This window comes from Labedella endophytica (assembly GCF_003990045.1).
Lineage (GTDB): Bacteria > Actinomycetota > Actinomycetes > Actinomycetales > Microbacteriaceae > Labedella > Labedella endophytica.
Map to the genome: position 1 here is coordinate 302,780 of NZ_RZGZ01000003.1, position 19,912 is coordinate 322,691.

Below are 19,912 nucleotides of genomic sequence, written 5' to 3' on the forward strand. Positions count from 1 at the left end.
ACAGCGGCCGTGCTCGGGCACCCGGACCCGGCACGGTAGCGTGATCATGTGAATGGGATGCTCGATCGTGTCGGAGAGATCTCCGAGCTGTTCACGTGGCTCGGCCTTCTCACGGGTGTCCTCGTCCTCGTCCTGGCCCTCGTCGTGCGGTTGTTCGAGGGCAGCTGGCTCACGGCCACGGCCACGGTCGCCGAGATCGACGGCGACCTGCAGCTCACATGGACGGCCGAGGACGGCGAGGTGTACCGCCGCTTCCTCGACTCCGATGAGCGGCTCGCGGCGGGTGACGTCCACGAGGTCGTCGTGCACTACCGCCGCGGGCGCCCTCTCCACACGCACCTCGACAAGCGGACGCACGCCTCGCGCGTGCTCGTCCTCCTCGGCGTGATCCTCATGGCCGTGGGGATCCTGGGTGCCGTCGTGCAGCTCGCCGCCGTGGTCGTCGAGGGCTGACCGAACGCCCTCATCACGTAGCGGGTCTGCGGCATCGCGCAACCCGTCGCGGGAATACCTCGCGCAGGGGCAGAGTTGTCTCAAGTGACGGCCGATCGAGCGACGGCCGTCCAGGATCGGCTCCTGCGAGGGGCCGTCCGGCACGTCGCGGGGCAGCGCCGCCCGAAGCGCCATCGCTGAACCCGGAGAGGAGTGCGCCATGGGCAGAACCATCATCGAATTCGAAGACGAGCACGGAGTCGTGACTCGTTACCGCCGTCACGAGAACGGCCGGGGGAACGTCGCGACGTCTGCGCGCGTCGACCCGTCCACCCACGTCGAACCCACGGCGTACGTCGAGTCCGGCGCACGCGTGGGACGGAGCGTGATCGTGAGCGGTGGCAGCTGGATCGACCGCGACGCCGTCGTCCTCGACCACGCGATGATCGGTGCCGGCGTCCACGTCGGCGAGGGCGCGGTCATCGGTCGCGGAGCCGAGATCGGGAGCTTCTCGCGCATCGGCGCGGGGGCGACGGTCGGCGACTTCGCCCGGCTCGCCAACGACTCCAAGATCGCCGACGGCTCCGAGGTGCCGGCCGGGCGCATCCCGCGGATGCTCCCGCGGGCCCGTTCCGCCGCCTGACGACACCGTCGCAGCATCACCACAGCAGGGCCGTCACGGTATCGTGACGGCCCTGCTGACGTGTTCGAAGACCATGCTCGTGCGCGTCGATGCCACGAACGGGTGCGCCGAGAGGTGCTCGAGCACGAAGTCGCGCACGTGCGCGCTGTCCCGGGCGGCGATGTGCAGGATGAAGTCCTCCGAGCCCCCGAGGAAGAACAACTGCAGCACGTCGGGCATCCCGCGCATCTCGGCGCTGAACTCCGCCATGCGGTGACGCGCCCCCGAGCGCACGCTCACGCTGATGAGCGCCTGCAGCCCGAGTCCGAGCGCCGCCGGATCGACCCGCGCCTCGAAACCGGTGATGACGCCTCGGTCGACCAGGGAGCGGACGCGAGCGAGGCACGTCGAGGGCGCGATGCCCGCACGTTCGGCGAGCTGGTTGTTGGGTGTGCGCGCGTCCTTCTGGAGCTGCCTCACGATGAGGGCGTCCACCTCGTCGAGACCGCCGGGCTCCCGATCGCGAACAATGTTCGTCGCCATGGCTCCACCTCTCACGCGTCCCGCATCTGATTCGGGTGATCGGGCAATACGCCACGGGATGTTCTGAGTTTACGCGGTGAGGTCGAATCCTTCGCCACAATTGCGGAAACAGCGCGAACAGCGCCGAGACGAGGAGACACCCATGCGGGTCGGAGTGCCGACGGAGATCAAGAACAACGAGAACCGTGTCGCCGTGACGCCGGCAGGAGTACACGAATTCGTGCGCCGCGGCCACGATGTCCTCGTGCAGGCCGGGGCCGGCGTCGGTTCATCCGTGTCCGACGACGAGTTCTCCGCCGCGGGCGCGACGATCGTCGAGGGCGCGGACGCCGTCTGGGGCGAGGCGGACCTGCTCCTCAAGGTCAAGGAACCGATCGAGGCCGAGTACGCGTCGATGCGCGCCGATCAGGTCCTCTTCACCTACCTCCACCTCGCTGCCTCCCGACCGTGCACCGAGGCCATCCTGGCCTCACGGACCACCGCGATCGCATACGAGACGGTCCAGCTGGCCGACCGGAGCCTTCCCCTGCTGTCACCGATGAGCGAGGTGGCCGGCCGGCTGTCGGCCCTCGTGGGCGCCTATCACCTCATGAGCTTCGCAGGAGGCCGCGGCACCCTTCTCGGCGGTGTGCCCGGCACGCCGAAAGCGTCCGTCGTCGTGATCGGCGGAGGAGTCGCGGGGGAGCACGCCGCGGCGAACGCACTCGGCATGGGAGCGGACGTCACGATCGTCGACCTGTCGATCCCGCGTCTGCGGGATCTCGAACGCCGCTTCCAGGGAGCCGTGCGCACCGCCGTCTCCTCGCACTACGAGATCGCCCGCCTCGTGCGCGATGCGGACCTCGTGGTCGGGTCCGTCCTCATCCCGGGCGCTCAGGCCCCCAAGCTCGTGACCGACGAGATGGTCGCCACGATGAAGCCCGGCTCCGTGCTCGTCGACATCGCGATCGACCAGGGCGGGTGCTTCGAGGGGTCGGTCCCGACGACGCACGACGCACCGATCTTCCGCGTGCACGACTCCATCTACTATTGCGTCGCGAACATGCCAGGAGCGGTGCCCGAGACCTCGACCCGCGCGCTCACGAACGCGACGCTGCCCTACGCCCTCGCCCTGGCCGACAGGGGTTGGCGCCGCGCGCTCGAGGACGACGCGGCGTTGCGCCGCGGCCTCAACGCGCACGACGGCCGGGTGACGAACGCGGGGGTCGCGACCGCGCTCGGCCTGGACTACACCCCGGCCGAGTCGGTGCTCGCCGGCGGGTCGCCAGCCCCGGTCGCCGCCTGACGGTTCTCGGCGCTGTCGCCGGCGCCCCGCGTCTGCGCCCGCGCCCTTCTTCCCCGCTCGCCGGCGGGGACGGGTCAGTCGGCGACGGGGGCCTCGGCGCTCGCCTGCTCGGACTCGGCGAGGCGGCGCCGCACGTCGTCCATGTCGAGGTCCTCGATGGCGGTCACGAGCTGCTCGAGCGCGGCCGGAGGAAGCGCGCCGGCCTGCGAGAAGACCAGGATGCCGTCGCGGAAGCCCATGAGGGTGGGGATCGAGCTGATGCCCGCAGCACCGGCGAGACGCTGCTCGGCCTCGGTGTCGACCTTGCCGAACACCACGTCGGGGTGCTTCTCGGAGGAGGCGGTGAACGTCGGGGCGAACTGGCGGCACGGACCGCACCACGCGGCCCAGAAGTCGACGAGGACGATCCCGTTCTCCTCGACGGTCGTTCCGAAGGTCGCCTCTGTGAGGTCGATGGTGGGCATGGTTCTCTCCTCGTCCTCCGGCTGCGCCGGTTCGTCTGGGTTCGCGTCTGTCCGGCCAGCGCCCCCAGGGGGAGCGCCGTGGCCTCTCATCGTGACAACCACGCGGATCCCCCGGGGATTCCCGAGGCCTCACGTCGGGACTTCACAGGCTATGCGCCGGATGCCGACGTAGGCTTGAATCCGGTGCGGAGGGACGAACGCACCGGTTCCCGAGCCCGAGAAGGAGGCGATCCCACGGTGTCAGACCTGCTTCCCGGCGGCCAGACCGTGTGGTTCCTGTTCATCGCCCTCATGCTCGTGATCCTCGTGGCGCTGTTCGGTCGCAGTCTCTGGCGCAGCTTCTCGAAGGACGGGTCGGCCCGGTTCGACATCACCGAGATCCCCGCCGATCTCCCGGGGAGTCGCGAGTACATCGTGCGCGACGACCAGACGGGCTCGCTGCTCCAGTTCCTCATCATCCAGGGGCACGGACGCATCGTGAGCGTCGAGGTGCCGGGGCGTCACCGCGGGTCGGGTGTCGAGACGGAGCTCTTCGAGGCCGGCCTGTCCGCGGTTCCCGAGATCGCCTGGTGGACCTGGCCTCCCACGACCCCCGAGGGGTCCGTGGCTCTCGTGCAGCTGGCTCACCGGCGCCCCGAGCTCACCTTCTGGGACGCATCGGGAGCGCGGATCGTCTGATCTCCGGGCGGCGGAGATCCGTTCGTGGACGCCGCGCGGGATCCACCGGGTGCTCCGGTGTCGGGCTAGGATGGTCCCATGATGTTCGCGCTCGCCCTCCTGTTGTTCCTCGCCGGAATGTACCTGTTCGCGCTCGCGTTCGTCGTGACGAGCTTCCAGGGCCTCATCTTCACGGCGGGCATCCTCGTGATCAGCCTGTCGATCTTCATCCCGGTCCACCTGCTGCGCAAGAACTGACGAGCTCCGCGGGCACGGTCGACCGAATGGTCCGGATCGCCCGCGTCGAGTAGCCGCGCGACCTCGGCAGACCCCGGGGAGGTATTCTGAGCGCGTGATCGCAGACATCAAGAAGCGCGCCCTCCACCGCATCCGCATCCTCGAGGGGCAGATGCGGGGCCTCGAGAAGATGGTCGAGAACGAGGACTACTGCATGGACATCATCACGCAGTCACTCGCGATCCAGAAGTCGCTCGGCTCCCTCAACAAGCTGCTCGTCGAGAATCATCTGCGTACGCATGTGACGGACATGTTCGAGCAGGGCGGCGACGAGCGTGAAGCGGCCGTGGAGGAGCTCCTCAAGGTCTTCGAGCTCTCGAACAACCGCGGGTCCTGAGCCTCAGGACGACGAGGCCCCCGGTGCCCCGAGCAAGACCGTCGCGACGGTCGCGTGAGCGGACTCCGGGTCGGACGGGTGGAACATTCCGGCCAGGACGTCGCGGTACAGCCTGCTGAGCTCGTTGCGCGAGAAGAAGCTCGAGCCGCCGGAGACGCGGATGGCCTGGTCGACGACGGTACGCGCCGTCTCGGTCGTGCGGGTCTTGAGGCCTACGAGGGCCCGGAACCACTGCGCACCGTGGTCGACCCCGTCCTCGACGTCCCGCGCGATGCTCTCGAGCTGCGGCCAGAGGGCGTCGTGAGCCATCGCGGCCTCGGCGATCCGCCACCGGATGTCGGGATCGTCGGACAGCGGGGCGCCCGTGCGCTTCGAGCGCCGTCCCGATGCCGCCTCGACCGCGAGCTCGAGAGCGCGGCCGCTGATCCCCGTGTAGACGGAGGAGATGAGGGTCTCGAAGAGGGCGAAGATGGCGAAGACGAGCGGGTCGGCGTTCGGCCCGGCCTCGAGCCGACGGAGGACAGCCCCGGCCGGGGCGTGCGCCTCGTCGAGGATCGTCGTGCGGCTCTGACTCGCGCGCATCCCGAGGGTGTCCCAGTCGTCGCGCGTCGTGGCGCCGTCCCGTGACACGAGGGCGTAGACGATCCGCGGTCCGTCCGGCGACACCGTGTCGAGACCGGTCACGCCGAGCGAGGTCCAGGCGGGGGCGAGTGAGGTGAAGATCTTCGTGCCGGAGAAGGTGTAGCCGCCGTCGCCGTCGGGCGTCGCCGTCGTGTCGGATCCGAAGAGCACGAGGTCGTTCCCCGCCTCGCTGATGCCGAAGGCGAGGACTTCCCCGGCCGCCGCTCGCTTCTCGACCTCGGCGAGGGCGTCGTCCCCGCTCCGGCGGAGGAGCCTCGCCACACCCGTCCACACGAGGTGCATGTTGATCGCGAGCGCGGTGGCCGGAGCCGCGGCGGCGAGTCGCGCCTGGGCACGCGCGACGTCGAGCAGTGTCGCGTCCCGACCGCCCTGTTCGATCGGGAGGAACGCCCGGAGGTATCCGGACTCCGCGAGCTCGTCGAGATCCTCGGTGAAGAAGGCGTTGTCGCGGTCGTAGCCGGGGGCGCGTTCGTGGATGCGGGCGAGCAGCTCGTCGCTCAGGAGATCGGTCATTTACGTGTCCTTCGTCGTTCGGGTCGTCTTCGTGGTTCGCGGGCTCGTCGCCTTCGCGCCGCTCGATCGGGGCGTCGCCTTCTTCTTCGGAGCGGCCGTGGCGGGAGGGGAGTCGGGCGCAGTCTCAGCGGCAGAGGTGCCGGGCGTAGGCGCGGCCGGCAGTGGGGGCCGGGGAGAGATCGGTGGGGCGGCGGGTGCAGGGCCCGACGCAGACGCAGGCGCAGGTGCGGGTGCGGGTGCAGGCACTGGAGCGGGCACCGGAGCAGGAGCAGACACCGGTGCAGCCGCCGGCCCACGCCCGGCGGTCGGTCCAGGAGCCCCCGACCGTCGCCGGGCGGCCCACCAGATGGCGGCCGCGACGAGGGCGAGGAGGAGGAGCCAGGGTACGACGACGCCGATCACGACCATGAGGCCCGAGAGGAAGGCGCCGAGCGAGGTGAAGCCGAGGACGAGCCCTCCCCAGAAGTCGCCGGGACCGGTCGGGTCCACCTCGTCGGGCACACCGATGCTCACGGTGACGGTGGAGAACTCCACCTGATCGGACAGCGACTCGACCTGGGCGGCGAGGCTGTCGCGTTCCGCCTGCCTCGTCGTGAGCTCGGACTCGATCGTGATGAGGTCGGTCGTCGAACCGGCGGCGTCGAGGAGCGCGAGCAGTCGGTCGATCGACGCATCGAGAGCGCCGATGCGTGCGGTGATGTCGGTGACGGAGCCCGTCACGTCCTGGCGATCGACACTCGACCAGACGACGCCCGCGAGGTCGGACACGTCCGAGACCACCGCATCGAGGGACTCGCTCGGCACCCGGAGGACCAGATCGGCCGACGGGGACTGCGCTCCCGAACCGGGGGAGTCGTTCCGCCGATCGATCCGGCCGCCCGCCGCCTCGGTGATCTCCTGGACCTCGTCGGCGACGGCGATCGGGTCGGGGTCGCTGAGCGAGACGGTCGCCGTCACGATCACCGCCCTGTCGGCGTCGTCGGCCGCGGAGTCGCCCGGTTCCGAACCGCTCGGCCCCTCCTCCTCGACATCGCCGGGGACGGGTTGGGCGGGAAGCGGCTCGCCCGGTATCGGCTGCCCGGCGCCACCGGCGTCCTGTGCGACCCCGCCCTCGTTCGACGAGCACGACGTGAGGGCGAACGCGACGATGGCGGCGGAGACGATGATCGTCGAGGCGCGGCGTGATCGGATCATGGTGTCACTCTACGAGCGGCGGGAACCACCCGACCTCACGGATTGCTCACGATCGAATCAGCCGCCCTCGACCGAACGATCGGCGGTGGACGAGGCGTTCCGAGGGACATATCGTCCGATGATTCAGCGGAGCGGTCGCCCGACCGCATGATTGGCGATCCTTCGATTCGGCACCGGTGATTTCGCTGATCGTGCGAGCCCTCTACCGTGTGGCCCCCGTTCGGGAGTATCGTCGCCGTACCGATCAGAGGGCCCCGAAACCCGAGGACGGTATCCGCTTCAGTGGTTCCCCCGGACCAGCGGAGCATCCCCGTAGGACCGTCGTTCCCCCCGGATGAGCGTGTCCTGCCCCAGTCGTGGAGCCGCACCCTCCGCACTGTTGAACCCGAACGACAGATGCCCTCAGGAGGCTTGTGCATGCCCATTTCCAACGATCGCACCCACAGCGACCCCCTCAAACTCATGATCATCGTCGGCAGCGTCCGCCCCGGCCGCGCCGGGCTGCCCGTGTCCCTCTGGGTGCACGATCGCGTGTCGGAGGTCGGCGGCTTCGAGATCGACTTCGTCGACCTCGGCGAGCTCGACCTGCCCTTCATGAACGAGCCGAACGACCCGAAGCTCGGCCAGTACCGCTACCGCCACACGCAGGCATGGAGCCGGCGCGTCGCGGATGCCGACGCGTTCGTCTTCGTGGCGCCCGAGTACAACCACTCGTATTCGCCCGCCCTCAAGAACGCGATCGACTACCTGTACCACGAGTGGTCCCGCAAGCCGGTGGGCTTCGTCAGCTACGGAGGGGTCGCCGGCGGTACCCGCGGCGTGGCTGGACTCCTCCCCGTCCTCCAGGGCCTCGGCCTCATCCCGGCGGCGGCCTCGGTCGACATCCCGTTCACGCGCCGTCAGATCGACGACGGATTCTTCACACCGAGCGACCGCCAGTCGGCCGCTCTCGACTCGCTGCTCATCGAGCTGAAGGACCTCGACGCCTCGCTCGCACTCGTGCGCCGCGACGCCGTCCTCGTGCGCTGAGCCGATACCGCACGTGCAGAGGAAGGGGTCGCCGAGAGGCGGCCCCTTCCGGCGTTACGAAGCGCGGCGACCGCTCCGCCCGCCCCCGGCTCTCCTGATCAGGAGGGCTGGATGGGAACCGGCTCCGTGTCGGCCAACGGGCTCGCATCGCGACCGCGGAGGTCCGGGTGCCAGCGTTTGCCGAGGGCGGGGACGACGAATCCGACGAACGCGAGCGCGATCGCGGCCGTGAACGCTCCGCCCGGACCGTTCTCGTCGATGAGGAACCCCGCCACAGCGGACCCGAGCGCGGCGCCGATGAGCTGACCCGTGCCGACCCACCCGTAGGCCTCGGCGGTGTCGCTGAACTTGACGCTCGACGAGACGATCGCGAAGAGCACGGCGAGGGCCGGCGCGATGCCGACGCCCGCGATGAAGAGGGTGACGGCCAGCCACCACTCGTTGAGGAACAACGAGGCGAGGGCGACTCCGGCGAAGACGATGAACATCCGTCGTGCGAGCGCCCACGGGCCGATCGGGACGTGCCCGAGGGCGAGTCCGCCCGCGAGGCTGCCGGCGGAGAACACCGCGAGCACGATCCCGGCCTCGAGTCCGTCGTGACCGAACGTCGCGACGACGCCGACCTCGATGGCCGAGCACGCGCCGATGAGGAGGAATCCGACGACGGTGGCGAGCAGGACCGGCGGCTTGGCGAGGACCTTGCCGATCGATCGCCTGCTGCGCGGGATGCGGACGCGACCGACCTCGGGGGAGGCGATGAACCAGATGCCGCCACCCACCATGATGAGCACGGCGAGCAGGATGCCCCACACGGTGCCGACCTGCGTGGAGACGAACGTCGTGATGACGGGACCGAGCACCCAGATGATCTCCTGCGCGGACGCGTCGAGGGAGAACAGCGGCGTCAGTTGCGACGACGTCACCATCTTCGGGTAGATCGTGCGGACGGCCGGCTGGATCGGGGGAGTGCTGATCCCGGCGAGGAAGCCGAGCACCATGTAGAGGGGGACGGGGAGCGTTGCGAGGGCGATCGTCGTCACGACGACGACCGAGACGCACAGTGTGGTGACGAGCACCTTGCGCATCCCCCACGAGCCCATCCACCGGCTCGTGAGAGGACCGGCGATGCCCTGGCCGATGCTCGTCGCGGCGAGCACGAGACCGGCCGCGCCGTAGGAGCCGGTCACCTGCTCGATGTGCAGGAGGAAGGCGAGCGACAGCATCCCGAACGGGAAGCGCGCGACGAGCTGCGCAGCGATGATCCGGCCGACACCGGGGGCCGAGAGGAGGCTGCGATAGCTGGACACAGGACAACAGTGTATGGCTCCGCGACACGCCGTCGAGATATGCGTGGCATGTGGAATGTCGGTGGTCCCAAATACGTTTTCTTCTGTGGAGAGATCGTCGTTCCCCTGCTTCGTTTTTGCTCCGGAATCGGCACTTTCTCCCGTTCGGGGGTCGGCACCCGATCGGTGGACAAAGGAGTGGATAACTCGTGATTTCGGTGGATAACCCCGTGGAAAACTACATCCGTGTAACTACTACCCCTTGGGGTGCGGGCGGTTTCCACTCACTAGATGTAGTATCGGAAGCCTGGTAGGAAACACCACATGATGTGGCTCGGACCGCGCGGATCTCTCATCGAGATCCCGCCTCGAGACCCCCACCGGCAGTCAACTTCCCACACGAACAGTTCTCGAGGAGAAAGGTCCCCATCATGGCGATCACCGTTTACACGAAGCCCTCCTGCGTCCAGTGCACGGCCACGTACCGCGCGCTCGACAGCAAGGGCATCGAATACGAGGTCCTCGACCTCTCCGCCGACGAGAAGGCGCTCGAAGCCGTCAAGTCGCTCGGCTACCTGCAGGCCCCCGTCGTCATCGCCGACGAGGACCACTGGTCGGGCTTCCGCCCCGACAAGATCGAAGAGCTCGCTCAGCGTCTCGCGTAAGCGTCGGCCCGCATGAGCAGCGCCATCCGCGAAGCGGTGCCGCGTGATCTCACGGGAGGCACCACGACGACACGGCTCGTGTACTTCTCGAGCGTGTCGGGCAACACGAAACGATTCATGGACAAGCTGGCTCTGCCGGCGAAACGGATCCCCCTCTTCGCGAAGGATCCGGCCCTGACGGTCGACGAGCCGTACGTCCTCATCCTCCCCACCTACGGTGGCGGGACCGAGGGCGGCGCCGTCCCCAAGCAGGTCATCCGCTTCCTCAACGACCCACACAACCGTTCCCTGATCCGCGGAGTCATCGCGGCGGGGAACACCAACTTCGGCGAGGCCTACGGCCGCGCCGGAGACATCATCTCGGCCAAGTGCAACGTGCCGAGCCTCTATCGATTCGAAGTCTTCGGCACACCCGAGGACGTCGAGAACGTCCACGACGGATTGGAACAGTTTTGGAACAGACAATGACGGAGATCCCGGCGGTCCAGGGGATGGACTACCACTCCCTCAACGCGATGCTCAACCTCTACGGGCCGAACGGTGAGATCCAGTTCGACAAGGACCGTGAGGCGGCCAGGGAGTACTTCCTCCAGCACGTCAACCAGAACACCGTCTTCTTCCACTCGCTGAAGGAACGCCTCGACTACCTGGTCGAGAAGCAGTACTACGAGCAGGACGTGCTCGACAAGTACCCGTTCGACTTCATCGAGGGCCTCAACGACCTCGCCTACTCGAAGAAGTTCCGCTTCCAGACGTTCCTCGGCGCGTTCAAGTACTACACGTCCTACACGCTCAAGACGTTCGACGGGAAGCGCTACCTCGAGCGCTTCGAGGACCGCGTGGTCATGACCGCGCTCGGTCTCGCCGACGGCGACCAGAAACTCGCGACGAACCTCGTCGAGGAGATCATCGCCGGCCGCTTCCAGCCGGCCACCCCGACGTTCCTCAACTCGGGCAAGGCGCAGCGCGGCGAGCTCGTCAGCTGCTTCCTCCTCCGCATCGAGGACAACATGGAGTCGATCGCCCGCGGCATCAACTCCGCCCTGCAGCTCTCGAAGCGCGGTGGCGGCGTGGCCCTCTCGCTCTCGAACATCCGCGAGTCCGGCGCCCCGATCAAGCAGATCGAGAACCAGTCCTCCGGCATCATCCCCGTGATGAAGCTGCTCGAGGACTCCTTCAGCTACGCGAACCAGCTCGGTGCGCGTCAGGGTGCCGGCGCGGTGTACCTCTCGGCCCACCACCCGGACATCCTCCGCTTCCTCGACACGAAGCGCGAGAACGCCGACGAGAAGATCCGCATCAAGACCCTCTCGCTCGGTGTCGTCATCCCCGACATCACGTTCGACCTCGCCAAGAAGGGCGAGGACATGTACCTCTTCTCCCCGTACGACGTCGAGCGCGTCTACGGAGTGCCCTTCGGTGACATCTCGGTCACCGAGAAGTACCAGGAGATGGTGGACGACGCCCGCATCAAGAAGACCAAGATCAAGGCGCGCGACTTCTTCCAGACGCTCGCGGAGATCCAGTTCGAGTCCGGCTACCCCTACATCGTGTTCGAGGACACCGTGAACGGTGCGAACCCCATCAAGGGCCGCATCAACATGTCGAACCTCTGCTCGGAGATCCTGCAGGTCAACACCCCGACGACGTACAACGAGGACCTCTCGTACAACGAGATCGGCAAGGACATCTCCTGCAACCTCGGCTCGCTCAACATCGCGCTGACGATGGACTCGCCCGACTTCGGTCGCACCATCAACACCGCGATCCGCGGGCTCACGTCGGTCTCCGACCAGAGCCACATCACGTCGGTGCGCTCGATCGAGGACGGCAACGACAAGTCGCACGCCATCGGCCTCGGCCAGATGAACCTGCACGGCTACCTCGCCCGCGAGCGCATCCACTACGGAAGCGAAGAGGGCATCGACTTCACGAACATCTACTTCTACTCGGTGCTGTTCCACGCGCTCCGCGCGTCGAACGAGATCGCCATCGAGCGGGGCACGACGTTCGACGGCTTCGAGGACTCGACCTACGCGTCCGGTGCGTTCTTCGACAAGTACATCGACCGCGAATGGGTCCCCGAGACCGAGCGTGTGCGCGAGCTCTTCGCGCAGTCGAACGTCGTCGTCCCCACGCAGCAGGACTGGGTCGCGCTCAAGGCGTCCATCCAGGCCCACGGCATCTACAACCAGAACCTGCAGGCCGTGCCGCCCACGGGCTCCATCTCGTACATCAACAACTCGACGTCGTCGATCCACCCGATCGCGTCGAAGATCGAGATCCGCAAGGAGGGCAAGCTCGGTCGCGTGTACTACCCGGCGCCGTTCATGACGAACGACAACCTGGACTACTACACCGACGCGTACGAGATCGGCCCGGAGAAGATCATCGACACGTACGCCGCGGCGACGCAGCACGTGGACCAGGGCCTGTCCCTCACGCTGTTCTTCAAGGACACCGCCACCACGCGCGACATCAACAAGGCGCAGATCTACGCATGGCGCAAGGGCATCAAGACCATCTACTACATCCGTCTGCGCCAGCTCGCCCTCGAAGGTACCGAGGTCGAGGGCTGCGTCAGCTGCATGCTGTAGCCCCTGCATCGTCCACCCCCATCACCACCGAACTCCCGGAAAGAAGACCCTCCCGTGGTTGACAAGCTCAAGCTCATCGATTCGGTCCAGGCCATCAACTGGAACCGCATCGAGGACGAGAAGGACGTCGAGGTGTGGAACCGCCTCGTGAACAACTTCTGGCTGCCCGAGAAGGTGCCGCTGTCGAACGACGTCCAGTCGTGGAACACGCTCACGCCCGACGAGCAGCAGTTGACGATGCGCGTGTTCACGGGGCTCACGCTCCTCGACACGCTGCAGGGCACCGTCGGTGCCGTGTCGCTCATCCCCGACGCGATCACGCCGCACGAGGAGGCCGTCTACACGAACATCGCGTTCATGGAGTCGGTGCACGCGAAGAGCTACTCGTCGATCTTCTCGACGCTCGCGTCGACGCGCGAGATCGACGACGCGTTCCGCTGGTCGACTGAGAACCCGAACCTTCAGAAGAAGGCCTCGATCGTCATGGAGTACTACCGCGGCGACGAGCCCCTGAAGCGCAAGGCCGCCTCGACGCTGCTCGAGTCGTTCCTCTTCTACTCCGGCTTCTACCTGCCGATGTACTGGTCGAGCCGCGCCAAGCTCACCAACACGGCCGACATGATCCGCCTCATCATCCGTGACGAGGCCGTGCACGGTTACTACATCGGCTACAAGTTCCAGAAAGGGCTCGAGAAGCTCACGGAGTCGGAGCGTCAGGACATCAAGGACTACACGTTCAGCCTCCTGTACGAGCTCTACGACAACGAGATCCAGTACACGCAGGACCTGTACGACGGCGTCGGCCTCACCGAGGACGTCAAGAAGTTCCTGCACTACAACGCGAACAAGGCCCTCATGAACCTCGGCTACGAGCCGATGTTCCCGAAGACCGTGACCGACGTGAACCCGGCGATCCTGTCGGCGCTCTCGCCCAACGCGGACGAGAACCACGACTTCTTCTCGGGGTCGGGCTCCTCCTACGTGATCGGCAAGGCCGTCAACACGGAAGACGAGGACTGGGACTTCTAGTCACGACCTCCGCGTACCCACGCATGATGCGCCGCACGGCGCGGGCCGGCGTCCACCTTCCCCCCGGAAGATGAGACCAAGAGCCCGCGCCGTGCGGCGTTTCCATGCGGCCGGCGCAGCGGGAGCGCGGCGCATGGACGGGATGGCGGCACCGACGGGCACCCCCATCCCATGACGAGACGTTCGGAACGCCATCGCGAATCGGATGGGTGTGAGTCGGTGGTGCGCACGGGGCGGTCGCCGGGCGAGCGTGATCCCTCCCCCCGGAGGAACACGACGCCGACGGCGACCGCCCGCGCGCGTCAGCCGGCGACGAGCACCACGTTCGGGTCGTGACGCACGTCCTCCCGGCCGACGAGTGAGTCGAAGTACCGACGTTCCGCCGCGGACGCCATCCGGTCGGGCACGTACACCGTTCCGACGGCCCGGGTGGTGCCCGTGCCCCGTACGATGTTCCAGGCCCGATTCAGTACGCGATCCATGGTCGTTTCGTCCTCCTCCGCGTCCCCCTCGGACGCTCTCACTGGAGAAGATGCACGATCGGACGGATCATGACGCGGGTCGGCCGAGAATTTCTGGACGGCCGCAACCGGGGCAGCGCGTACCGGGACGCGAACCGCTCAGGAGTCGAGCGCCGAGTGCTCCCCGAGCGAGTGCCATGTGCGGTTGTGGTAGACGAGTGGGGCGCCGTGCTCACGCGCATCGGGGGACGTCGACGACTGGCTGGTCTCGAGGGCATGCACCGCGATGATCGTGGAGTTGCCCGCTTCCATGCGGTTGATCACGCGCCCGCGGATCCACGTGCTGACGCCGGTGAAGACGGGTTCGCCGGTGGCAAGCCGCGACCACGCGGTCGTGTCTGCAAAACGATCGATACCGCTCGTGGCTCCGAGCTTCGCGAGGTCGAGGCGGTCGGCGTCGAGGATGTGCACCACGAGCGTCTCGGCCGTGGTGATGACCGGGGCGGCCGAGGACGACGACGAGATCGAGAAGACGAAGATGGGCGGCTCGGCGCTCACGGAGAAGACGGACGTCGCGGTGAGGGCGGCCGGTCCGGCGCCTGCGTCCGCCGTGATGAGGGACACACCCGCGGCGTGGTGGCGGAAGATCGCCTTGAACTCGTCGGGGCCGACGCCCTCGAAGGTGTGACGGGCCGACGGGTGGTCGGCCGATGCGGCGCCGGAGTTCGGGAATGCTGCGGGGTCCGTGATGCTCACCGTGGTTCCTCGTGTCTCTCTCTGCGGGTGACAACGCGCGGGGGCGCCGTCGCATTCCAACATCGTCTCTTCTCCTCCGGCGGGCAAGCCGGGTTACCGTCTGTGACGCGCGCCGGCGCCCGAATAGGCTGATCGGATGACGGTGCTCATCTCGGCTCAGGACCTCCACGCGCTCATCGGATCGGGTTCACCCGTGCGTGTTCTCGACGTGCGGTGGCGGCTCGACCGCCCGAACGGCCGCCCCGAGTTCGAGGCCGGACACCTCCCGGGAGCGGTGTTCGTCGACCTCGGCCGTGAGCTCGCCGGACGCGGCGAACCGACCGACGGTCGTCACCCGCTTCCGGACCCCGAGGCCTTCCAGGACGCCGCGCGATCCTGGGGGATCGATGACGGGGACACCGTCGTCGTGTACGACGACCTCGGCGGGATGTCGGCCGCGCGGGCATGGTGGCTGCTCCGGCACCACGGGGTGGAGGACGTGCGCATCCTCGACGGATCCCTGGGTGCCTGGCGCGACGCCGGGCTGCCGCTTCAGAGCGGGCCGTCGTCGCCGCGTGCGGGAACGGTCACGCTGAGCGCGCCGGCGCCGGGCGGCACCCTCGACATCGACGAGGCCGCGGCGCTCCCGGCTGTCGGTGCTCTCCTCGATGCGCGAGCGGGGGAGCGCTACGCGGGGGAGGTCGAGCCCATCGACCCGCGCGCCGGTCACATCCCCGGTGCGATGAGTGCCCCGACCTCGGAGAACCTCGGCCCGGACGGGCGCTTCCTCTCCGTCGACGCCCTTCGCGAGCGCTTCGCCGCGCTCGGCGCCACCTCCGAGACCGAAGTGGGCGTCTACTGCGGCTCCGGCGTCACGGCCGCCCACACGGTCGCGGCTCTCGCGATCGCCGGCATCGACGCCCGGTTGTTCCCCGGGTCGTGGAGCGCCTGGTCGAACCACCCCGATCGCCCGGTCGCCACCGGCCCGACCCCCTGACCAGACACTCTGAGCCGGGCCCTACGTCGCCGAGCGCGCCACCTTTCGCCGACCGAGCCACCCCTCCTCGACGCACGCGGGAGCAGTTCGGCTCGTGGGCTTTTGCGTACGCAACTGCCCGGCGCGCGTGAAATTTCCCCCGCAGAACGCAGTTGCGTGCGCAAGACCCCGGGTGGAGAGGGGGCGAGCGGGGAACCGCAGCGACCCAGTCAGCCGGCGAGGACCTTGGTTATGCGCTGCAGGGACACGGATTCGGAGGTACCGAGCTGGGTCGCGAACAGACTCACGCGGTACTCCTCGAGCATCCACCGCGCGTGCACGAGCTTCTCGGGGCCGTGCGGGTCGATGGGGATCGTGCCGCCCGCCGCCGTGTAGCGCTCGAGCGCCGTCTGGTACTCGGTCATCCAGGCGCGGTCCCGATGCGGATTGTCGGCGAGCTTCTCGGCCCGCGCCCGTACGCCGCCGATGTAGCGGGGCAGGTGAGCGAGGCGCGCGAGTCCGGTGTTCCCGACGAAGCCGGATCCCGTGAGCGCGTCGAGCTGGGCGCGCGCGTCGGCGACCTGGGCGATCACGGCCATACCCGTCGCGTCCTTGAGCGCCTTGTCGGCGGCGCGCACCGCGAGCAGGATCCGGGCCACGAGGGAGACGGTGTCGAACATCGTGTTCATGACCGCGCCGGACACCCTGTCCCGGACGGCCTCGTATTGGCCGCGGAGGAAGACCGTACCGTCCGGGCTCACGCGGTACAGGACGTCGTCGATGCACGCCATCAGGCAGTCGTCGAAGAGCGCATTCGTCGACGGGTAGCGGCTCGTCGCGAGGGCGAGCTTCTCGTTCTGCGTGAGGTGCTGCTGGACGTAGGACGCGGGGGAGGGGACCGCGAGACGCAGGAGTCGGCGCACACCGGCCGGCAGGGTCTTCGCCTGCTCCTCGGGTGTCGCGACGATGCGGATCGCGACGGAGTCACCCTCGTCGATCAGGGTCGGGTACCCCCGGACGACCCCGCCGCCCTGCTTCACGTCGATGAAGCGGGGGAGCTCGTCGATGTCCCACGTCGTGAGTCCGCGTCGTTCGATCGCGTGGGGGCTGGATTCCGCGACCGTCGCGACGGACTGCCGCGAGCGGGTGGCGAGCCGCTCCTGGAGACGCGAGAGGTCGCGGCCGGTCGCGACCTCGCGGCCGCGCTCGTCCACGATGCGGAAGTTCATCTTCAGGTGGTCGGGCACGCGCGCCACGTCGAAGTCGGACGGTTCGATCGCCATGTACGACAGGCGCTTGATCGACATGGCGAGCCGGGCGGCGAGCGTGTCGGCGTTCGTGGTCGGGGCGGCGTCGGGCTCCGCGGGAAGATCGGCGAGGAGCTTGTCCGCCCAGTCCGCCGCGGGCACGACGTTCCGCCGGATGGCCTTCGGGAGCGACTTGATCATGGCGGTCACGAGGTCCTTGCGGAACCCGGGCACCTGCCAGTCGAAGCCGGCGGGGGACAGGCGGGGTAGAAGCGCGAGCGGCACCTGCACCGTGACGCCGTCGTCTTCCGAGCCCGGATCGAACCGGTACCGCAGCCGGAGCTTCTGGTCGCCCTGGCGCCACGTGGGCGGGAAGACGGACTCGTCGATCTCCGCCTCGGCCTCTTCCTCCGGGAGGAGATCGGCGCGCGTCATCGTGAGGAGCTTCGGGGTCTTCTCACGCGTCTGGCGCCACCAGCCCTCGAAGTCCCGCGTCGACGCCACGTCGGCGGGGATGCGGGCGTCGTAGAAGTCGAAGACGGCTTCGTCGTCGACGAGGATGTCGCGTCGCCTGGTGCGCTCCTCGAGCTGCTCGAGCTCGCGGCGCAGGGCCTTGTTGGCCCGGTCGAACGACTGCGGCGACTCCCATTCGCCCTCGACGAGGGCGTGGCGGATGAACAGCTCGCGGCTCAGCTCGGGGTCGATCTTCTTGTACTGGACACGCCGTTTCGGCACGATCGGCACCCCGTACAGCGTGACCTTCTCGTAGGCCACGACAGCGCCCTGCTTCTTCTCCCAATGCGGCTCGGAGTAGCTGCGCTTGCAGAGGTCTCCGGCGATCTGCTCGGCCCACGCGGGGTCGATCGACGCGTTGTTGCGCGCGAAGAGCCGGGAGGTTTCGACGAGCTCGGCGCTCATCACGGCGTTCGGCTGCTTCTTCGACAGGGCGGAACCCGGGAAGATGACGAAGCGCATGCCGCGCGCACCCACGTAGTCGCCCTTCTTGGGCGGGCCCGGGGTCTTGCGGTCGCGGCCCGCGCCCGACGGCTTCGTCGCCGCGGCGGCGGCCTGGTCCTTCACACCGATGTGCGAGAGGAGCCCGGAAAGCAGGGAACGGTGGATTCCGTCGGGGTTCACGGCGGGCTCGCCGACGGTGAGGCGCAGCGGTTTCGCGAGGCGCTTGAGCTGCCGATACACGTCCTGCCACTCGCGCACCCGCATGTAGTTGAGGAACTCCGACCGGCACAAGCGGCGGAAGGCGCTCGACGAGAGCTCGCGCTGCTTCTCCTCGAGGTGGTTCCAGAGGTTGAGCAGGGTGAGGAAGTCGCTCGTGGGGTCGGCGAAGCGGGCGTGCAGCTCGTCGGCGCGGCCGCGCTGCTCGAGGGGACGCTCGCGCGGGTCCTGAATCGTGAGCGCCGCGACGATCGCGAGAACCTCGCGCGTGGTGTTCCAGCGGCGGGACTCCACGATCATGCGGGCGAAGCGCGGGTCGATCGGCAGGCGGGCGAGGTCCTTACCGGTGCGCGTGAGCGTCGGCGACGACGATCGCGGATCGTTCAGGGCGCCGAGCTCGGCGAGGAGGTCGAGTCCGTCGCGCACCCCGCGGGTATCCGGTGGCTGGAGGAACGGGAAGTCCTGGATGTCGCCGAGTCCGAGCGACACCATCTGCAGGATGACCGCGGCGAGCCCTGTGCGGAGGATCTCCGGCTCGGTGTACTCCGGGCGGCGCTCGAAGTCCTCCTCGGAGTAGAGCCGGATCGCGATGCCCGCGCTCGTGCGTCCCGCGCGACCGGAGCGCTGGCGGGCCGAGGCCTGCGAGATCGCCTCGATCGGCAGCCGCTGCACCTTGGACCGCGTGCTGTAGCGGGAGATGCGCGCGGTACCGGCGTCGATGACGTACCGGATGCCGGGCACGGTGAGGCTCGTCTCGGCGACGTTCGTCGCGAGCACGACCCGTCGCCGCACTCCGGCGACGGTCGACGGCCGGAAGACCCGGTGCTGCTCCTCGGAGCTGAGGCGTCCGTAGAGGGGGAGGATCTCGGTGACGCCGCCCCGTTCGCCCGCGTACTTCGATCGGAGGGCGTCGGCTGCGTCGCGGATCTCCGCCTCGCCCGACAGGAAGACGAGCACGTCGCCCGAGCTCTCACGGGCCAGCTCGTCGAGGGCGTCGGAGATGCCCTCGATGTAATTGCGGTCGTCCGTCGGGGCGTCGTCCTCGTCCTCGTCGTCCCCCGTGCCCGCCTCCGCGACGAGCGGCCGGTACCGCACCTCGACGGGATAGGTGCGGCCCGAGACCTCCACGATGGGGGCGTCGCCGAAGTGCTTCGAGAAGCTCTGCGGGTCGATCGTCGCCGACGTGATGACGATCTTAAGGTCGGGGCGCTGGGGGAGGAGCTGCTTGAGGTAGCCGAGGAGGAAATCGATCGTGAGGCTGCGTTCGTGCGCCTCGTCGATGATGATCGTGTCGTACCGGCGGAGGAGTCGATCGCGCTGCATCTCCGCGAGCAGGATGCCGTCCGTCATGAGCTTGATCTTCGTGTCGGACGAGACGGTGTCGGTGAAGCGCACCTGGTAGCCGACGATGCCGCCGAGCTCCGTGCCGAGCTCGTCGGAGATGCGCTCGGCGATCGTGCGCGCCGCGATGCGGCGGGGCTGCGTGTGGCCGATGTTCTCCCGGCCGAGCTCGAGGCAGATCTTGGGCAGCTGCGTCGTCTTGCCCGAGCCCGTCTCGCCCGCCACGATCACGACCTGGTTGTCCCGGATCGCCGCCGCGATGTCGTCGCGCATGGCGCTGACGGGCAGCTCGGGGGGATACACGATCGCGGGAAGCATAGCCCTCCATCGTACGGCCAGCGAGAGGTCTCCCGTCCTCGGATCGGGAAGAGCAAACCTATTGACCTC

General features: G+C 68.3%; 20 protein-coding genes. 12 read left to right on the forward strand and 8 right to left on the reverse strand.

The features are described 5' to 3' along the window. Nucleotides 1-57: 57 nt before the first annotated feature. Together ELQ94_RS12450 and ELQ94_RS12455 are read left to right on the forward strand one after the other, a co-directional pair. Nucleotides 58-453, forward strand: coding sequence for a PB1 domain-containing protein (locus ELQ94_RS12450; protein WP_166404778.1), 396 nt, complete (start codon nt 58-60; stop codon nt 451-453). Between the two features lie 199 nt (nt 454-652). Next, nucleotides 653-1,075 carry a transferase gene (locus ELQ94_RS12455; protein ID WP_127050680.1) on the forward strand — a complete coding sequence of 141 codons (423 nt, stop codon included), beginning with the start codon at nt 653-655 and terminating at the stop codon, nt 1,073-1,075. Nucleotides 1,076-1,108: 33 nt separating this feature from the next. Here the strand turns inward: ELQ94_RS12455 and ELQ94_RS12460 are convergent, their stop codons facing one another. Next, complete coding sequence (locus ELQ94_RS12460; RefSeq protein ID WP_127050681.1) at nt 1,109-1,597, reverse strand: Lrp/AsnC family transcriptional regulator; 489 nt, start codon at nt 1,595-1,597, stop codon at nt 1,109-1,111. 142 nt (nt 1,598-1,739) lie between these two features. On the opposite strand from ELQ94_RS12460, the gene ald reads away from it, so the two are divergent. Further along, a complete protein-coding gene (gene ald, locus ELQ94_RS12465) occupies nt 1,740-2,882 on the forward strand; it encodes an alanine dehydrogenase (RefSeq protein ID WP_127050682.1) in 1,143 nt (380 codons plus the stop codon). A 74-nt stretch (nt 2,883-2,956) separates the two neighbouring features. On the opposite strand, the gene ELQ94_RS12470 is transcribed toward ald, so the two are convergent. Then, nucleotides 2,957-3,346 carry a thioredoxin family protein gene (locus ELQ94_RS12470; protein ID WP_127050683.1) on the reverse strand — a complete coding sequence of 130 codons (390 nt, stop codon included), beginning with the start codon at nt 3,344-3,346 and terminating at the stop codon, nt 2,957-2,959. A gap of 237 nt (nt 3,347-3,583) precedes the next feature. On the opposite strand from ELQ94_RS12470, the gene ELQ94_RS12475 reads away from it, so the two are divergent. From ELQ94_RS12475 to ELQ94_RS12480, 3 genes are all read left to right on the forward strand, one after another. Continuing rightward, nucleotides 3,584-4,024 carry a type 1 periplasmic-binding domain-containing protein gene (locus ELQ94_RS12475; protein WP_127050684.1) on the forward strand — a complete coding sequence of 147 codons (441 nt, stop codon included), beginning with the start codon at nt 3,584-3,586 and terminating at the stop codon, nt 4,022-4,024. A 78-nt stretch (nt 4,025-4,102) separates the two neighbouring features. Continuing rightward, nucleotides 4,103-4,261, forward strand: coding sequence for a hypothetical protein (locus tag ELQ94_RS17315; protein ID WP_166404780.1), 159 nt, complete (start codon nt 4,103-4,105; stop codon nt 4,259-4,261). 94 nt (nt 4,262-4,355) lie between these two features. Further along, a complete protein-coding gene (locus ELQ94_RS12480; RefSeq protein WP_127050685.1) occupies nt 4,356-4,637 on the forward strand; it encodes a metal-sensitive transcriptional regulator in 282 nt (93 codons plus the stop codon). Between the two features lie 3 nt (nt 4,638-4,640). Here ELQ94_RS12480 and ELQ94_RS12485 read toward each other — a convergent pair whose 3' ends face one another. Both ELQ94_RS12485 and ELQ94_RS12490 read right to left on the reverse strand, forming a co-directional pair. Further along, the gene (locus tag ELQ94_RS12485) at nt 4,641-5,792 is read right to left on the reverse strand and encodes an acyl-CoA dehydrogenase family protein (protein WP_127050686.1); all 1,152 of its coding nucleotides are present in this window, start codon (nt 5,790-5,792) and stop codon (nt 4,641-4,643) included. Beyond that, nucleotides 5,793-6,986, reverse strand: a complete 1,194-nt coding sequence (locus ELQ94_RS12490; protein WP_127050687.1) for a DUF4349 domain-containing protein — start codon at nt 6,984-6,986, stop codon at nt 5,793-5,795. Nucleotides 6,987-7,403: 417 nt separating this feature from the next. On the opposite strand from ELQ94_RS12490, the gene ELQ94_RS12495 reads away from it, so the two are divergent. Beyond that, on the forward strand, nt 7,404-8,015 hold the full coding sequence (locus tag ELQ94_RS12495) for an NADPH-dependent FMN reductase (protein ID WP_127050688.1): 612 nt from the start codon (nt 7,404-7,406) through the stop codon (nt 8,013-8,015). Between the two features lie 98 nt (nt 8,016-8,113). Here the strand turns inward: ELQ94_RS12495 and ELQ94_RS12500 are convergent, their stop codons facing one another. Further along, nucleotides 8,114-9,322, reverse strand: coding sequence for an MFS transporter (locus ELQ94_RS12500; protein ID WP_127050689.1), 1,209 nt, complete (start codon nt 9,320-9,322; stop codon nt 8,114-8,116). A gap of 410 nt (nt 9,323-9,732) precedes the next feature. Here ELQ94_RS12500 and nrdH point away from each other — a divergent pair, with 410 nt between their 5' ends. Genes nrdH through nrdF form a run of 4 tightly spaced genes read left to right on the forward strand, consistent with a single transcriptional unit; the run spans nt 9,733 to nt 13,592 of the window. Next, on the forward strand, nt 9,733-9,966 hold the full coding sequence (gene nrdH / locus ELQ94_RS12505) for a glutaredoxin-like protein NrdH (RefSeq protein WP_127050690.1): 234 nt from the start codon (nt 9,733-9,735) through the stop codon (nt 9,964-9,966). 12 nt (nt 9,967-9,978) lie between these two features. Next, nucleotides 9,979-10,434 carry a class Ib ribonucleoside-diphosphate reductase assembly flavoprotein NrdI gene (gene nrdI, locus ELQ94_RS12510; RefSeq protein WP_127050691.1) on the forward strand — a complete coding sequence of 152 codons (456 nt, stop codon included), beginning with the start codon at nt 9,979-9,981 and terminating at the stop codon, nt 10,432-10,434. Beyond that, entirely contained in the window at nt 10,431-12,563 is a 2,133-nt protein-coding gene (nrdE, locus tag ELQ94_RS12515) for a class 1b ribonucleoside-diphosphate reductase subunit alpha (protein ID WP_127050692.1), read from the forward strand. The genes nrdI and nrdE overlap by 4 nt, the downstream gene beginning before the upstream one ends. A 54-nt stretch (nt 12,564-12,617) precedes the next feature. Then, nucleotides 12,618-13,592 carry a class 1b ribonucleoside-diphosphate reductase subunit beta gene (nrdF, locus tag ELQ94_RS12520; protein WP_106561743.1) on the forward strand — a complete coding sequence of 325 codons (975 nt, stop codon included), beginning with the start codon at nt 12,618-12,620 and terminating at the stop codon, nt 13,590-13,592. Between the two features lie 302 nt (nt 13,593-13,894). Here nrdF and ELQ94_RS12525 read toward each other — a convergent pair whose 3' ends face one another. Together ELQ94_RS12525 and ELQ94_RS12530 are read right to left on the reverse strand one after the other, a co-directional pair. Beyond that, a complete protein-coding gene (locus ELQ94_RS12525; RefSeq protein ID WP_127050693.1) occupies nt 13,895-14,074 on the reverse strand; it encodes a hypothetical protein in 180 nt (59 codons plus the stop codon). A 138-nt stretch (nt 14,075-14,212) separates the two neighbouring features. Next, nucleotides 14,213-14,803, reverse strand: a complete 591-nt coding sequence (locus ELQ94_RS12530) for a flavin reductase family protein (protein WP_424977337.1) — start codon at nt 14,801-14,803, stop codon at nt 14,213-14,215. A 142-nt stretch (nt 14,804-14,945) separates the two neighbouring features. Between ELQ94_RS12530 and ELQ94_RS12535 the strand changes: the two genes are divergently transcribed. Further along, a complete protein-coding gene (locus ELQ94_RS12535; protein WP_127050695.1) occupies nt 14,946-15,785 on the forward strand; it encodes a sulfurtransferase in 840 nt (279 codons plus the stop codon). Nucleotides 15,786-15,994: 209 nt separating this feature from the next. On the opposite strand, the gene hrpA is transcribed toward ELQ94_RS12535, so the two are convergent. Further along, the gene (gene hrpA, locus ELQ94_RS12540) at nt 15,995-19,843 is read right to left on the reverse strand and encodes an ATP-dependent RNA helicase HrpA (protein ID WP_127050696.1); all 3,849 of its coding nucleotides are present in this window, start codon (nt 19,841-19,843) and stop codon (nt 15,995-15,997) included. Nucleotides 19,844-19,912: the final 69 nt, after the last annotated feature.

What these genes read in the sequence shown, in the direction of transcription:
- ELQ94_RS12450 (WP_166404778.1), top strand. Translation starts at nt 58, where the DNA reads ATGCTCGATCGTGTCGGAGAGATCTCCGAGCTGTTCACGTGGCTCGGC.
- ELQ94_RS12455 (WP_127050680.1), top strand. Translation starts at nt 653, where the DNA reads ATGGGCAGAACCATCATCGAATTCGAAGACGAGCACGGAGTCGTGACT.
- ELQ94_RS12460 (WP_127050681.1), bottom strand. Translation starts at nt 1,597, where the DNA reads ATGGCGACGAACATTGTTCGCGATCGGGAGCCCGGCGGTCTCGACGAG.
- ald (WP_127050682.1), top strand. Translation starts at nt 1,740, where the DNA reads ATGCGGGTCGGAGTGCCGACGGAGATCAAGAACAACGAGAACCGTGTC.
- ELQ94_RS12470 (WP_127050683.1), bottom strand. Translation starts at nt 3,346, where the DNA reads ATGCCCACCATCGACCTCACAGAGGCGACCTTCGGAACGACCGTCGAG.
- ELQ94_RS17315 (WP_166404780.1), top strand. Translation starts at nt 4,103, where the DNA reads ATGATGTTCGCGCTCGCCCTCCTGTTGTTCCTCGCCGGAATGTACCTG.
- ELQ94_RS12485 (WP_127050686.1), bottom strand. Translation starts at nt 5,792, where the DNA reads ATGACCGATCTCCTGAGCGACGAGCTGCTCGCCCGCATCCACGAACGC.
- ELQ94_RS12490 (WP_127050687.1), bottom strand. Translation starts at nt 6,986, where the DNA reads ATGATCCGATCACGCCGCGCCTCGACGATCATCGTCTCCGCCGCCATC.
- ELQ94_RS12495 (WP_127050688.1), top strand. Translation starts at nt 7,404, where the DNA reads ATGCCCATTTCCAACGATCGCACCCACAGCGACCCCCTCAAACTCATG.
- nrdH (WP_127050690.1), top strand. Translation starts at nt 9,733, where the DNA reads ATGGCGATCACCGTTTACACGAAGCCCTCCTGCGTCCAGTGCACGGCC.
- nrdI (WP_127050691.1), top strand. Translation starts at nt 9,979, where the DNA reads ATGAGCAGCGCCATCCGCGAAGCGGTGCCGCGTGATCTCACGGGAGGC.
- nrdE (WP_127050692.1), top strand. Translation starts at nt 10,431, where the DNA reads ATGACGGAGATCCCGGCGGTCCAGGGGATGGACTACCACTCCCTCAAC.
- ELQ94_RS12525 (WP_127050693.1), bottom strand. Translation starts at nt 14,074, where the DNA reads ATGGATCGCGTACTGAATCGGGCCTGGAACATCGTACGGGGCACGGGC.
- ELQ94_RS12535 (WP_127050695.1), top strand. Translation starts at nt 14,946, where the DNA reads ATGACGGTGCTCATCTCGGCTCAGGACCTCCACGCGCTCATCGGATCG.
- hrpA (WP_127050696.1), bottom strand. Translation starts at nt 19,843, where the DNA reads ATGCTTCCCGCGATCGTGTATCCCCCCGAGCTGCCCGTCAGCGCCATG.